General features: G+C 57.6%; 12 protein-coding genes and 1 pseudogene. 5 read left to right on the plus strand and 8 right to left on the minus strand.

Translation table 11 applies throughout. The annotated features are described in order from the left end of the window. Positions 1-40: 40 nt before the first annotated feature. Positions 41-661, minus strand: a complete 621-nt coding sequence (locus HBOR_RS15575; protein ID WP_006056175.1) for a DUF7509 family protein — start codon at positions 659-661, stop codon at positions 41-43. Between the two features lie 98 nt (positions 662-759). Between HBOR_RS15575 and HBOR_RS15580 the strand changes: the two genes are divergently transcribed. Together HBOR_RS15580 and HBOR_RS15585 are read left to right on the plus strand one after the other, a co-directional pair. Further along, the gene (locus tag HBOR_RS15580) at positions 760-1,173 is read left to right on the plus strand and encodes a winged helix-turn-helix domain-containing protein (RefSeq protein WP_006056174.1); all 414 of its coding nucleotides are present in this window, start codon (positions 760-762) and stop codon (positions 1,171-1,173) included. 939 nt (positions 1,174-2,112) lie between these two features. Further along, entirely contained in the window at positions 2,113-2,931 is an 819-nt protein-coding gene (locus HBOR_RS15585) for a hypothetical protein (RefSeq protein WP_006056172.1), read from the plus strand. 340 nt (positions 2,932-3,271) lie between these two features. Here HBOR_RS15585 and HBOR_RS15590 read toward each other — a convergent pair. Both HBOR_RS15590 and HBOR_RS15595 read right to left on the minus strand, forming a co-directional pair. Further along, positions 3,272-4,108: pseudogene (locus HBOR_RS15590) on the minus strand (aldo/keto reductase). 108 nt (positions 4,109-4,216) lie between these two features. Beyond that, positions 4,217-5,053: an RNA ligase family protein gene (locus HBOR_RS15595; protein WP_006056170.1), complete on the minus strand. Its 837-nt coding sequence runs from the start codon at positions 5,051-5,053 to the stop codon at positions 4,217-4,219. A 113-nt stretch (positions 5,054-5,166) separates the two neighbouring features. Here HBOR_RS15595 and HBOR_RS15600 point away from each other — a divergent pair, with 113 nt between their 5' ends. Both HBOR_RS15600 and HBOR_RS15605 read left to right on the plus strand, forming a co-directional pair. Next, a complete protein-coding gene (locus HBOR_RS15600) occupies positions 5,167-5,811 on the plus strand; it encodes a hypothetical protein (protein WP_006056169.1) in 645 nt (214 codons plus the stop codon). 162 nt (positions 5,812-5,973) lie between these two features. After that, positions 5,974-6,807: an MBL fold metallo-hydrolase gene (locus HBOR_RS15605; protein WP_006056168.1), complete on the plus strand. Its 834-nt coding sequence runs from the start codon at positions 5,974-5,976 to the stop codon at positions 6,805-6,807. Between the two features lie 29 nt (positions 6,808-6,836). Here the strand turns inward: HBOR_RS15605 and HBOR_RS15610 are convergent, their stop codons facing one another. The 5 genes from HBOR_RS15610 to HBOR_RS15630 all read right to left on the minus strand — a co-directional run bounded on the left by HBOR_RS15610 (position 6,837) and on the right by HBOR_RS15630 (position 13,149). Next, positions 6,837-7,568, minus strand: coding sequence for a maleate cis-trans isomerase family protein (locus tag HBOR_RS15610; protein WP_006056167.1), 732 nt, complete (start codon positions 7,566-7,568; stop codon positions 6,837-6,839). Beyond that, entirely contained in the window at positions 7,568-9,217 is a 1,650-nt protein-coding gene (locus HBOR_RS15615; RefSeq protein WP_006056166.1) for a hydantoinase B/oxoprolinase family protein, read from the minus strand. The genes HBOR_RS15610 and HBOR_RS15615 overlap by 1 nt, the downstream gene beginning before the upstream one ends. Continuing rightward, a complete protein-coding gene (locus tag HBOR_RS15620; RefSeq protein ID WP_006056165.1) occupies positions 9,217-11,226 on the minus strand; it encodes a hydantoinase/oxoprolinase family protein in 2,010 nt (669 codons plus the stop codon). The genes HBOR_RS15615 and HBOR_RS15620 overlap by 1 nt, the downstream gene beginning before the upstream one ends. Next, a complete protein-coding gene (locus HBOR_RS15625) occupies positions 11,227-12,444 on the minus strand; it encodes an Nramp family divalent metal transporter (RefSeq protein ID WP_081457890.1) in 1,218 nt (405 codons plus the stop codon). A gap of 159 nt (positions 12,445-12,603) precedes the next feature. Further along, positions 12,604-13,149, minus strand: coding sequence for a ribbon-helix-helix protein, CopG family (locus HBOR_RS15630; protein ID WP_006056163.1), 546 nt, complete (start codon positions 13,147-13,149; stop codon positions 12,604-12,606). A 288-nt stretch (positions 13,150-13,437) separates the two neighbouring features. Between HBOR_RS15630 and HBOR_RS15635 the strand changes: the two genes are divergently transcribed. Further along, the gene (locus HBOR_RS15635) at positions 13,438-14,307 is read left to right on the plus strand and encodes a DUF7351 domain-containing protein (protein ID WP_006056162.1); all 870 of its coding nucleotides are present in this window, start codon (positions 13,438-13,440) and stop codon (positions 14,305-14,307) included. Positions 14,308-14,445 lie beyond the last annotated feature (138 nt).

The raw sequence follows: 14,445 nt of genomic DNA on the forward strand, positions 1-14,445 counted from the left end.
AATCCTCTTCTCAATATTCTACCCGGCAGGTTCTCTCCAGTCAGTCTAACCGACTCAGATTGCCCCGACGTTCACGCTGCATGATGCCGCCAGCGAAGAACCGGAGTTTCGAAACGAGTTCTTCCTCCGTCTCGTACGTTTCCACTCGTAAGTCCCACCGTACCCGTGCTGACCGAATCATCGCACTCGTAACGTCGTCCTCGTGGACGAAGATTAACCGGTCTCCGTGGGTTTCTGAAAGTGCTTCAAGAATACTCCCTGCCTCCTCTCCAACACCGAAGTTGTGTCCCAGAAACGGCAGCAAGAACGCAGTCGCGTTACTACATCTCGTGTATTCGATGCTCTGGGTTGCCGCGTCCACGTCGTCGGTATCTACATCTACGTCGAGTGCTAGAAATGCGTTTACCCCGGGATTCACGCGAAGTTCGCCCTGTATCCGTCGCAAGAGCGCCTGCGCCGCGTCGATGTCGTCTTTGCTCTGGAAGAGGCGGCGCAAGGGCCCTGGGAGATCTTCGATATCAATCTCACTGCGCTCCTCTTCGCTGAGTACGTAGTTGAGATTGAATGACTTGTACGGTCCCATCAGATAGAAGAGGAACCGGTCGTACTTCACGCGGCCCAACCGTTCGGCGATTAGGTTGCGCGTGATCTCCACAGTCATGAGCGATCTTTCCCACCGAGAGTATTTAAAGATCGATGTTTTTGAAAATATTTGGCTTGAGAATACATAAGAGTCTCAGGTCCGTATCTCTGAGTAAGATGGCGACGAATCACTCACACCCAGTCCGCGGCGGCGTCCCAGAGGACCCTGAAGATCTCTTGCCGGAGGATAGCGTCCTCAGCCTCGACGAGTATCTTGCGATGCACGCCGCCGTCGGACACAGGACCCGCTACGAAGTTCTTTACCGACTCGTCCACAGCGGTGACATGAGCCCCAAGGAACTGGAGGAAGCGATAGATATCGATGATAGCACCCTCCACTATCATCTCAACAAACTCGTTGATGTTGGCCTCGTTGAGAAACGTCAGCTAACCGAGCGGGGACAAGACGGTCTCTACACGTACTACCGAGCGACCGTATTCGGTGAAGTGACGCTCACCGAGGGCGTCGATGAGTTGATCCGCGGGGAACAAGAATTTGAAGCAATGTACGACAGTTCGAATGAGAGCTAACCTCCCACGGTACCAAAGCAAACGCTCGTGACCTGAAGAAGATGATTGAGGTTGGATCTGGGACGAATGAAGGCGGACACTCTGTTTCCTGTTTCCTGCCTCTTTGAACCAAAGGACTTGATCAGAAAAATATCAGAAGTATTTCATTCGCTCGGCAACGTTTAGATCGCCAAGTGTACCGAAAGCCGACAACAAAATAATCGCTTCAACCTAGATCTCCAAGAGAGCGAATACACCGCGGTCGGTGCCCTCTTCGCCAAACAGGAATCGGGAACGGTTTCCCCGGTTCCAAATCTGCCGTCGTTTCCATTCAATTGACCCGGTAGATCTCTCTACAAACAACTGTGGTACGACGACGCGAAGAATTCGAATTAGTCAATCCAGTTACTCGGTTTCGGAAATAACGAGTACCTCGATATTGCCACTATGGGGCCGTCGATATGGCCGCTGGTGTCGCGGAAGAGTACTTGAAGATTCATACTGACTGTGTCGCCGTGCACTTCGGCGTCAGTGTGAATCTTCCTGGACATAGTGTGGTGGTTCTGTTGCAGTAATGGGATTCGTGAGTGTCGGCCTGTACCTGGAACTAGAAGATAGCATTTTATTCCTTACTATAATATGGATTTCTTGTCTATCCAGTGATAAACACGATGTAAGATCTCTGGAAAGATCCGACTTTCGAGTAGACTAACATGAGATTCTTTCCGTTTATCAAATATTAATAAATTCGTAATTAAAATAGTGGCATTATCACGCTAGGTTTTCTTACTGAAAGAATTCCAGTCGTTGTTGATTTTTCCGACTGCACTGAGATTATCCAATGTGTATTGACATTATCGAACCCACCGACTGAAGAAAATCTATATTAGGGGCCTCAGAGTCGTTGATTAGGGAAAAAATATATGATGGATTGGTGTATATATTCTGACGTGATTTCATATGGAAATCATTGAGATGATCGAAGACTGGACGCAAGAGTGGATGAACCAACGCAGGGGCGGCAATAACTGGGACTGGAACCACACTAACCCGACATTCAAAAACTATTACGACAGCTACGGACTTGATCTGCAACCGACATCAGGTGATTATCAGATCGAAAGTCAGAGTACGAGTAGTAAATCAGTCTTCACAAGTACGTACGGTCCGAACGATTACCCGACAGAAGCCTCCTTCCAGCATACGCATACGCAAGAGGACAGATTCAGTTGGTCACTCGAAGACTCGCTATCGTATGGGGAGGATGTGAGCATTGAAGTCGGTGTTCCTGATATCTTCAGCGCTAATGTTGGGAACCATTATGAGATCTCGTTGACGACGACGCAGGAACAGACAAGATCAAATCAGACAGAGTGGACGCAACACCAGACCTTCCACCTCCCAGAGGACGAGACAGCGCGGGTGGAAATGATTGTCGATGTGATAGAAGCTAGGGCAAAAAAAGATGTTAGTGTGGTTGCCACTGGGTCGGTAGCGGCTGGCCTGAATCACACATGGAACGGTCACTACTTCTGGTTCCTCCCAATCGGAGAGTTAGCAGACGAGTTCTCTACACACCCTGGAGTGAAGGTCAAAGACAATCATCAGGTTGAGTTCACAACGAAACTTAACATGACCGGTAACGCTGGTGTCAATAGCCGTATCCAAATAAAAAGAGAAGACAAAGAAGGCATGACGACTGTACAGACTTTCAATCATATTCATCACCCAGAGCAGTTACTCACTGGCGCGCAGACTCAAAAACCAACGGCTGACTAACATCACCACGGCGCTATCCGTGGGGATCCTCTGTTGGAGAGTGAACCTCCAGGAATAGAGTATCTCAGATGCGTCGCTATGGTCGGCGATAACGGGATTTCTGGCCGTACCAGTACAGTTCCTAACAAGCACGAGTTGATGAAAATAACACTAATTCTCTATCTATGGGGTCGAGATTCTCAGTACGCACCGGTGTTGGTATTGCTTCTGCTTCCTACGCAATCGTCACCAGTGGCTGCCACGACGCAAGAGGTACTCTGAATAATGCCGTTAGTTCCGATCCTACTGTACCCTGCACCCGGTACTATGGAACCGATGAATTCCTGATTCCATGAACAATTCAGTGATGTAACTTCTCGGGAACTGGACTTTCTTCGTGCTGCAGTCGTTCCACCAGCGAGCGTTGAGCGGCCTCGTCCATCCCATCGTAGCGACTGGCCGCATCGAGGACCATCGAACAAGTTTCGGATCGCCCGGCGTAACGGCACTCGTGACGCCCTGTACGGCCGCAAAGTCGAAGCGTTCCTGAATCCCGTCCGGCGTCTCGACCGGTCGGTACCAGTTTGCGTACGGGCGGTCCGCCTCAGGAAGTTCGTCGGTGGGTGGCCACGGACCCTCGGCGAACGCCTTGATACAGAGCGTTTCGATGTTTTCTGCCCCGCATCGTTCGAGGACCCTCTCGTAGTCGTACTCGTCGCCGTCTTTGCCGACGACGGCGGGGTTCAACGGGAACATCAGCGATTCGAGGTCGTCGATTCGGTTGATGGCATCGAGGATGAGTTGCGGCGACCCGTGACTCGTCAGTCCGATGTGGTCGATGACCCTCCGCTTTCACATCGCGGACTGCCACGAGTGCGCCGTCATCACCGGTAATCACCTCCAGTTCTTCCTCGTGTTCGAGGCCGTGAACCTGATACAGGTCGATTTTCTCGACGCCGAGGCGGTTCAGCGAGCGTTCGGGTTTCTGTCTCGCTCCATCGTACCCGCGCTTTTGCGTCTTACACCCGAGGAAAATCTCTTCGCGGTGTTGTCGGAGTTTTGGCCCGAGTTTGAGTTCCGCATCGCCGTAGGTAGGTGCCACGCCGAAGTGGTTCACGCCGTAATCGAGGACGTGTTTGACCATTTGGTCTACACCCTCCTGTTCGAGCCACTTGAGTGCTATCGCACCGAACGTCACTAGTGTGCTGTCGTGACCTGTCTGTCCGGGCGAGGTGTTTGCCTGCTTGATACACCCTCCCAAAATGGGTAACGTATGGTACCGACGTTACGCTTCGAGATTCCTAGATCAACCGTCGAGGTCCTCTCGAATGACTGCGGCGAGTTCGGATCGAAACGCCGCCATATCGAGGTCGTTCGCCCGCTGATCGAGTCGGGCGTGTTCTTCGCGGAGAATTGCTTCCAGTACACGCTCGTACACTGACTCGAACGTAACCGGTCGGTTGTGTTCGGAGAGACGTGATTCGACCGTCTCGATCCGCCGCGGGGTGGCGAATTTCGCGGCGAGTTCTGCGGCCGATCCGTCGGCTGGTTCCACGTTCGTTTTCTCACGAAATCCGGGGTGTGATAGTTTCCCACGATTCCCTCGCTTGTTTCGAACGACGACGCCTTTAGTGGGGCCATCGTACCACGCAGAGTGTGGAATCGTGTACGAGTCGGGATCGAAGTCGCGTGTGTTTCGCTCTTTTTCGACGGCATTCGCGGGCCGGAGTCCGAGTTGCTCGAAAATCTGCTCGGCGGCGTCCGGCGGCCGAAACTCGTCTACATCGGATGACCACACGTCGTAGCCGAGAAACGACGGCGTGCGTTCCCAGTCGTATTCGATCGTCCGGTGGTGGGTCGCCACACCGAAGAAGGTAATATCCTCGACATCAGTGACTGCCCGCCGAAGTACCTCGCGGTCGAGGTTCTCCCTGATGTAACGGATGGCATGCTGATACCGGTCGGGGACGGCATCCGAGTCGTCGTAGACGCGGGTTTCGTCCCCGAATCGAATCAATCCTGACTCGTCGAGGCGGAAGCGAAGCGGTTCCCCATCGACCAGTTCGAGTATCCAGAGATGACCGCCGTCAAGGAGTTCGTCGGGAGCGTTCTCGATAGCGGGGAGTGGTGGGAAGTTCTTCATATCGGGCGGGAATCAGTCGAGTGTTCGTCAAACTCGGACTCACGTCACCTAAAGACGGCGACTACTCAACGCACCACAACGTGGAAGTATCTGTTCGATAATCTTTCACTGAGATGCCATCCCTCCTTGAACGACTGCTTGGTGACGGGACGCCGGATGAACAGGTTGACCTCGAATCGCGGCAGAATGACGCGGACGACGCACTCCGAGAGTCCGTCGAAGAGCGTGGATACGCTATCGATGACTGCGGTGTGACGGGGGTCGCAGTTGTCAACGAAGGTCCGGATGGCGAACCGATAATCGTCCCAATCGCTCGGTTTTCACTGGGTGAAACTGTCGAGAATCCGGATATGGAACTAGTGTGGGATCTTGTGGGCGAGGCCGCCGACGCGTTGCAGGGACCCTTTGATGACGTGTTTGTTCGCCATTACGACGTTCAGTTCACGTTCGACGGAGACGAACTCTTCGAGGCTGAGGAGTGCCGTCGAGTCGCGCTCACAGACCAGTTCGTTGATCGGTACGTGACCGACGACAGATTCGGCCTTGGTGACCTCCGCGAGGCAATTGAAGTTGCAGACGATATCGACGACGAAATCGCACCGGTCGTGTGGGGTGAGTGTAAAGATTACAGTCGGACGAACAACGCTGCAATCGTCTTTGCGGGGTCATCTGCTGCGGCGGCCGCGGCCGCCAATGCGAGCGCGGCGAGTTGTGCCGGCGCGGGTGTTGCGGGTGGTGCTGGCGGCGGCGCCTGCTGAGTTCGGGAACGGCGTGGTGACAAACACCACAAACCTGAGTTTCGGTGCATCGACGCCGATTCTCATTTCCACACCAACTTTTAGGCCAGCCTAAACTATATGGGGTTCCGAAATGAACTCGAATTTGACCGGATGCTTCGGCTTCGATGACCGAAATACTCCATGACAGAAATCACGATACTCGTGGACAACACGGTTGGGACGGCGATTCCGAAAGGCTTGCGCGGCGAGTGGGGGTTCGCGGCGGCTATCGGTGACGTGCTGTTCGACACCGGGCAATCGGATGCTGTGGTTCACAACGCGCGCCTTTTGGGTCTTCCCACGACGTTCGACGACATCGTTCTGAGTCACACGCACTTCGACCATACGGCGGGACTCGATCAATTTCTCGATCCGATGAATCAACCGAGGGTCTACCTCCACCCCGAAATCTGGACTCATCGGTACTCCACGGGACCGCCCAACGGCGGGTCGTTCCCTGATCCCGTTCATATCGGCGTTCCGTTCTCGCGAGCGGAAGTCGAAAGCGGTGCGGAACTGATCGAGCACCGCGAGCCGGTGGAAGTCACTGACGGCGTGTTCGCGTTAGGTAAGATTCCGCGCGAACACGCTGAGACGACGACTGGAAAGCGAACATCTGGCGGCGAACTCGTAGACGACACCGTTCCCGACGACCAAGCAGTCGCCGTGCGAACCGAAGACGGGACTGCCCTCGTCCTCGGTTGTTGCCATGCAGGCCTCCGCAATTCAGTCGAGTACGCCGAAGCCGTAACCGGCCAAACGGTGCGTTACATCATCGGTGGAACCCACCTTGTCGCCTTGGACGATGCCGGCGTACACGACGTTGCAGATTGGCTCGCGGGAAAAATCGACCTGTTCGCCGGGACGCACTGTACGGGTTTTCGGGCGCAACAGATTCTCTCTGACCGACTTTCCGACGCGTTCCGGTTCGTTGGCGTCGGGACGACACTCGAACTCCCACCCCGCCGGAAGTGACGACTCACCACCGACGATGGGTCAACCGTTCAAACGAGGCCACCGTGCCGCGCGGAGGTAAACCGTCCCGGGATGTCGGCTGTCGAGACGTCAGCCCGCTGAAGCGCGTCCCAGAGTGTCGCTCCGTTGCTAGTGACGACCGGAACGTCGCAGTCGCGCTCGAGTCGTTCGATCATCGGAAGCGTTCGGTAGTTCGTACACGAGACGAACACAGCATCGACTTCTGGGGCCGTGTCGAGACACATCCGAGTCTGCCGGTACGCGTTTTCAGGCGTTTGTTCGCCGATCTCCGTGTTCGACTCGATTCCGAGACCGTCGAGTGTGATGACGTCGTACCCGGCCGATTCCAGATAGTCTGTCTCGCGTTGGTTGAGTTCCTCCGTGTAGGGGGTTACGACACCCAGTCGCTCGGCCCCTAGCACGTGGAGCGCTCGCTTGACCGACAGCGCCGTTGCGACGGCGGGGACGCCTGCCGCTTCGGCCAGCGACAGTTCGAGTTCGCGGTCGAACCCGGGACCGTGGAGGAGACTGCCGGTCGTACAGGCGTACGCGACGACATCCACGTCGGCGTGTGAGAGTCGGTCAGCACAGTCTACTGCGGCGTCGGCCATCGCATCGAGTTCGTCCGGTGTGACGGATTCGAGGGGCATCCGTGCCGCATGGACGCTCACGCCCTCAGGTGCGTACGTGGTAAATTCGCCTTCGACCGTCGTGTTCGACGACGGAACGACGGCTCCTAACCGGGTGCGCCACCCGTACATTACCGTTTGACCTTCCCGTCTTCGGCATCTCGCTCTTTGTCTGCCGTAGAACGGTCCTCCGGCGTACCGTGGCCGCCTCCGCCGGGCGTCCGAACCGTGACTGTCGTTCCGGCGAGCACATCACGGGTCGTCTTCGCTGGGACTGATTCGCCGTCTACGAGGTTTTGGCCCGTCGCACCGTCTTCGCCACCTGCGATCCCCTTCGGGGCGACACGACGGCGCTCTGTGAGGAGCGAGACCGTGGCATCGGCTTCGATGGTGACTGAGCGGACGATACCGAGGCCGCCGCGATATCGGCCGCGGCCACCGCTGTTCTCGCGGAGGCTGTACTCCTCGACAAACAGCGGGTATTCGGCTTCCAGCGCCTCGATGGGCGTGTTGAGCGTGTTTGTCATTCCGACTTGGACACCGTCCATGCCGTCGCCGCTGGCACGGCCACCGAAGCCGCCGCCGATGGTTTCGTAGTACGTGAAGCCTTCCGAACCGCCCGCACGACTGCCGATAGTGAGATTGTTCATCGTCCCTTGTCCCTGTGCGGGAACGCGATCCGGTGCGGCCTCTGCGAGTGCAGTGAAGACAACGTCAGTCACGCGCTGACTCGTCTCGACGTTGCCGCCGACGACGGCCGCCGGTGCGTTTGGATTCAAGAGCGTCCCTTCGGGAACCGAGACGGTGATGGGGTCATAACAGCCCTGATTCGGCGGAATCTCTGGATCGGTTACACACCGAACGACGAAGTAGACTGCGCTTTTGGCAACCGCGAGCGGTGCGTTGACGTTCCCAGCTACCTGTGGGGCCGTTCCGTCGAAATCGACTGCGACGGTTTCGCCATCGGTGGAGACGGTTACTTCGATAGGGATGTCTTCGTCTGTCACGCCGTCGCCTTCGAGTACGTCGCGGGCGTGGTACTCGCCGTCCGGAAGGGCACGGAGTTCCGCAGTGACGCGGTCGCGGGAGTACGCCATGACGGCGTCGAACGCCGCGACGACCTGTGGCTTCCCGTGTTCTTCGACTAAGTCGCCGAGGCGTTCTTCGGCGCGTTCGTTCGCCGCGATTTGCGCGCGGATGTCGGCGCGGCGTTCTCCGGGATTGCGGACGTTGGCCAACAGGACCGACATCACATCGTCGTTCACCTCACCACCTTCGACCAGTCGGACTGGCGGGAGGCGCAAGCCTTCTTGGTAGATCTCGCGCGCGCCAGCGGGCATACTGCCCGGAGCCATCCCGCCCACGTCGGCGTGGTGCGCACGCGAGACGACGAAGCCGAGTATCTCACCGTCGAGGGAGAGCGGAGAGACCATCGTCACGTCCGGCAGGTGCGTGCCACCCTCGAACGGGTCGTTCAGGACGAACACGTCGCCGGGTTTCGGATCGTATCCGAGAACCGTCTGCACCGCTTCGGGCATCGCGCCAAGATGGACCGGGATGTGTTCGGCCTGCGCGACGAGGCGGCCGTCGGCGTCGAACAACGCCGTCGAACAGTCGCGTCGCTCCTTGATGTTCGGCGAGTACGACGAGGTAATGAGTACCTGTCCCATCTCCTCTGCGACGCTCTCGAACTGGTTCCGCATGATTTCGAGCGTGATCGCATCCACCTCGCTATCTGTTTCTGCGTTCATGTCGGTATTCGTGTCCGTCTCTTCGTCCATCATTCGCCGTCACCTCCGGCCGTCATGACGAGCGTTCCATCCGCCCGAACCGTCCCCGTCCACGTCGGCGGAACGACGACAGTACTCTCGTTTTGCTCTAAGATGACCGGACCTTCGACCGTCGCGCCTTCTCCAAGTCCCTCTCGTTCGTATACGGGCGTCTCGTGGAACTCACCGTCGAAGAACGCCGATCTGGTGTCTTTCTGCGCCTCGCCAGTGCCGCGATAGGTGACCCCGAGTTCGCCTCGTTCGACGACAGCGGTCGAACGCACGTTGACGAGTTCGACCGGATCGGAGAGCCGATAGCCGTACGCGTTCTCGTGTGCTTCGTGGAACCGCCCCTCGACGACATCGGCGTCGAACGTCTCGTCCACCGGGACGGTGAGTTCGAAGCTTTGCCCATCGTACCGCAGGTCGGCGGCGCGTTGCACCGTCGCGGCGTCCGTTCGCTGAACGTCCGCAAGCACGTCGGATTCGAGTTCGTCGTACGCGGCTTCGACGGACTCGACGCTGGTTTCGGCCAGCGGGCTTCGGAGTGTCCGCACCGAGTCGTGTTTCTGGTCGGCCGCGAGCAGCCCGTACGCCGAGAGGACGCCGCAGGCTCTCGGGACGACGACGGTTCCAACGTCGAGACTTTCCGCCAGCGCGGCCGCGTGCATCGGACCGGCACCGCCGAAAGCGACGAGGCCGAACTCCCGTGGGTCGTGGCCGCGCTCGACCGTCACGGCCCGAATCGCGCGCGTCATGTTGGCGTTGGCGACGCGGTAGACACCGCGAGCAGCAGCCAGTGCGCCATCGAGTCCCGCTTCGTCTGCGAGATTCGCAAGCGCGTCGTGTGCGGCGTCAACGTCTAAGGAGAGTTCGCCGCCGAGAGCGGAACTACCGCCGATATAGCCGAGAACGACGTTCGCGTCCGTCACCGTTGGCTCGGTGCCGCCGCGTCCGTAGCAGGCCGGTCCGGGGTTCGCACCCGAGGAGCGCGGACCCACGCGGAGTGCGTTACCAGCGTCAACCCACGCAATGGATCCGCCGCCTGCACCGACGGTGTTCACGTCCACCATCGGCGTCTTGATCGGTCGCTCGTTGATTTCGGCGTCTGTCGTCCGCTCGACTTCGCCGTCTCTGACGAGACTCACGTCGCTGGACGTGCCACCCATGTCGAAGGTGACGAGGCCGTCCAAGTCGTCGCTCGTCGCCGTTTCAGCCGCTCCAACGACACCGGCCGCTGGACCGGACATCGTCGTCGTCACGGCGTGTTCGCGCACCGTCGAAGCCGGTGCGATGCCGCCGTTCGCTTGCATGATCTGGGGCACGGGCACATCCATCTCCGCCGCCCGCTCTTCGAGGCGGCCAAGGTAAGCGTCGATAGCCGGTGTGACGTAGGCGTCAACGACCGTTGTCGAGGTTCGCTCGTATTCGCGGAACTCCGCGAGGACTTCGTGCGAAGCGGAGACTGGTACGTCGAGTTCTTCGCGGAGGACATCCGCGACGATCTGTTCGTTTTCGGGATGTTGGTAGGCGTGGAGCAGGGAGACGGCGACGCTCTCGGCGTCGCTCGCACGGATGTTTTCGGCGATGCTCCGTACCTCGCTTTCGTCTACTGTCGTCTCGACCCCGTCGATAGTCGCCCGTTCGGTCACCTCGAAGCGGCGACGTCGTGGGACGAGCGGTGCGGGTTTGTCCGCGGTCACGTCGTACAGATCAGGCCGGGCCTGTCGGCCGATTTCGAGAACGTCTCTGAACCCCTCTGTGGTGACGAGTGCTGTTTTCGCGCCGTTCTCTTCGAGGAGGGCGTTGACTGAGACGGTCATCGCGTGCGTGAACGCGTCTACGTCGCTCGGATCGATTTCGGCTTCGTCGCAGGCCTTCTCGAACCCGCGGACGACGCCGACACTTTGGTCGTCCGTACTCGGAACCTTCGCGGTTACGAGTTCGTTCTCGGGAGTCAGAAGCGCCACGTCGGTGAACGTGCCACCGACGTCAACGCCGATTCGCGTTTCGCGGGACATTCAGAACACCCCCAAATCGGCCGCGACGGTATAGAGGGTTCGGAGTCCCAGCCAGACGACGATGATCGTTACGACACCACCGACGACGTTCTGTACCGTGTTGTTGACGTACGAGCCGAGGATATCACGGTCGTTCATAACGTAGATGAGGAAGATTGCGACGATAGGAAGGAGGATGCCGTTAGCGACCTGCGCGAAGACGATGGCTTGCACAGGGCTGTACCCAAGCGCGGAGAAGACAATGCCGGTGAGCAGGATGGTTCCCCAGACCGCGCGGAACTTCGTAGATTGCAGGTCGGTATCCCAGCCGAGGGCACCGGCCGTCGCGTAGGCCCCCGCGAGCGGTGCCGTCGTTGCACTGGTGAACCCTGCGGCGAACAGTCCGATACCGAACAACACCTTCGCGTGGGTGCCGACGAGCGGTTCGATCTGTTCTGCCATCGTACTCACGTTCTGTATCTCAGTTCCGACCGGGAACGCCGCCGCAGCGGTGACGAGGATAGCGATGGTGATGAGACCGCCAACGACGATAGAGAGGACAGTGTCGGCGCGAGATTCGTTCAGTTCGTCGGGACCGGCCCACCGCTCTTGGACGCTCCCGGCGTGCAAAAAGAGGTTGTAGCCGACCACAGTCGTTCCGACGAGACCGGTGATGAGGAACTCCGAACCCTGCGGGACGCTCGGGACGAACCCCATCGCCAACGCGCCGAGGTCGGGACCGATGATGATGGCGTCCACGAGGAACGAAAGCGCCATGAGTGAGACGAGGCCGACGAGTGCCTTCTCGATGAGTTTGTACTTGCCAGACCACAGTAGCGCCCCCGCGATGAGGCCCATAACTGGCCCCCAAATGTTGGCACTAATGCCAGTCAGTCCTTCCAAGCCGGCCGCTCCGCCGAGAATGTTCCCCGTCTCGTAGGCGGCAGTCCCGATACCGATTGCACTCACCACGAGCGCGATACTGAACGCCGATGCTACTTCGTTGTCGAATTGGCTTCGAAGCGCCTCGCCGAGGCCTTCGCGCGATACGAGCCCCAACCGAGCGCTCATCTCTTGAAGGACGATAGTAGCGATGATCGAGAAGGCAATCGTCCAGATTAGTGCGTAGCCGAACTGTGCACCCGTTACACTCGCCGTCGTAACTGTTCCGGGGCCGATGAACGCTGCGGCGACCATCGCACCAGGCCCGATTGATTTCAGTCGTTCCACGATGTTCATGATTCTGCCCATGAGTTGGCATGACGTACCGAATTACTCTATATAAATCCCTGTTGAGAACGCTGTTTATAGGTGGTACAGCGTGTGTGACTGGATATGTGTGAGTATGAACTAGTATGAATAGATACGAACAAGTACGAACTAACGCTGGCGCCGCCACTATCGGACTTCTGTGAACAGTACTTTCGAGACTCCTTCTTCGGTCTCGATATCGAACGGGAGTTGTTCGGTACTCAGTTCGATGAACCGTCCCATGAACCACTTAATCGATTCTGTGGGGAAGACGACGTGGTACGTTCGACCCTCAGATGCGCGAACGGTGAGAAAACCACAGAACGAGAGCCAATCTAAGAGCTCACCGAGTGAGTCGAACCGGTCGGCGTACTCGTGAGCGTGGAACGACGCGACGCGGTCTGCGGCTTCCACGAACTCAGGATCCGGATCACCCTCCGCGTTTTCGACGTAGTCGAGAAAGCAGTGCAGGAAATCGACGTCGAGGAGGACGTGTTCACCGCTTGAGAGCATCTGATGGTACGCTTCGAGGTTCGGCCCGGCTTCCGTCGCCGCCGCCTCGAAATTCGCCGCGTAGAATACCAACGCCTCCCGGACGAGTTCGCTTTGTGCTTTGTCTGTCCGGTTCGAGAGGCTGTCGAGTGCGCCTTGGGCGTCGTCATCGAGTGAGACCGTGATGCGATTCGTGACCATGTGTGTCAAACGGACGGTGGGGGCCTTATGGGTTTGTTACCGCGGTTCGCTCTGCCCGTCGGCAGGTTGCTAATCGTAGTTGGAGGTGATCTGTGGAAGATCATATATAGAAATGTTATTCGTATGATGTGTAAATATTCCCTGGCGTATTTACATAAATTAATAGGTGGATTCCTTCGCCCGCTCAGTACTTCGTAATTACCGGGAAGCGAATGATGTGTACTGATAATCGAAACGCTCTGTGCCGACGAAATACTAATGGCACATAAGTTGACATTTTGTTTTGTGATGAGTCCCCGCGTTCCCGCCGCTGAACTTGACTCCGTTTTTGGTCTCTTAGCAAACGAGTTGCGGATAGAGATTCTTCGAACGCTCTGGGCACAGCACCCCGAGTCACTTTCATTCTCCGACCTCCGGTCGAGTGTTGACATTCGTGACTCAGGGAAATTCAATTACCACTTGGACGTACTCGTCCCGAAGTTCGTCCGGAAATCCGACGGTGAGTACCTGCTCACGCACGCTGGTCGGCAAGTGATCGGAGCCGCCGTCTCGAGAACGCTCACCGATGCAGACGACGTGACTGTCGAAGATGTTCCCGCCGGCGAATGTATGTTCTGCAGTGGCAGCTTGATGGCCCGCTACGAAAACGGCGTTGCGACTGTCGATTGTGCGGCGTGCGATGATCTCATCACTCGGATGCCGATTCCGCCGAACACCGTCGCTAACATCGATGCCGAGGCTCTCCCGGAGGTGTTCAGCAAACACCTCCTAACGGTTACCCACCAACTCAGCCGCGGCTTCTGCAAGCTCTGTTACGGGCAGGTAGATGCATCGCTCACGGTGTTTTCCTCGGTGGAATCAGTTACGCACTGTTCGCCGCTCGATGTCCAGTTCGAGTGTCGAGAGTGTGGCGACCAGACGCACCTGAACGCTGGTGGTGTTGTCATGGACCATCCCGCGGTGACGTCGTTGCTGTTCGATGCCGGAATCGATTTGCGACGGGTCTATATTTGGGAGCTTACGTCGCTTCTCGATCCCGAGGTGACAACCGTGTCCGAGGATCCGCTTCAGCTACATCTCACGATACACCTCAATGGCGAAACGCTCGACCTAACGCTGGACGACACTGCGACCGTGATCGCTTACGACCGCCGATAGAGCAGTACGCGAACTGACTGCTTCCGGTGACCTGTTCTGTCCTTCGACGAGAAAATCATCTTGAGTGGTGGTGCAACTGATATGGATCGGCTGTAGGGAAATGAGCAAATTCATCATTGAAAGTCGTTATTGAGTATC

The sequence above is a fragment of the Halogeometricum borinquense DSM 11551 genome (assembly GCF_000172995.2).
GTDB lineage: Archaea > Halobacteriota > Halobacteria > Halobacteriales > Haloferacaceae > Halogeometricum > Halogeometricum borinquense.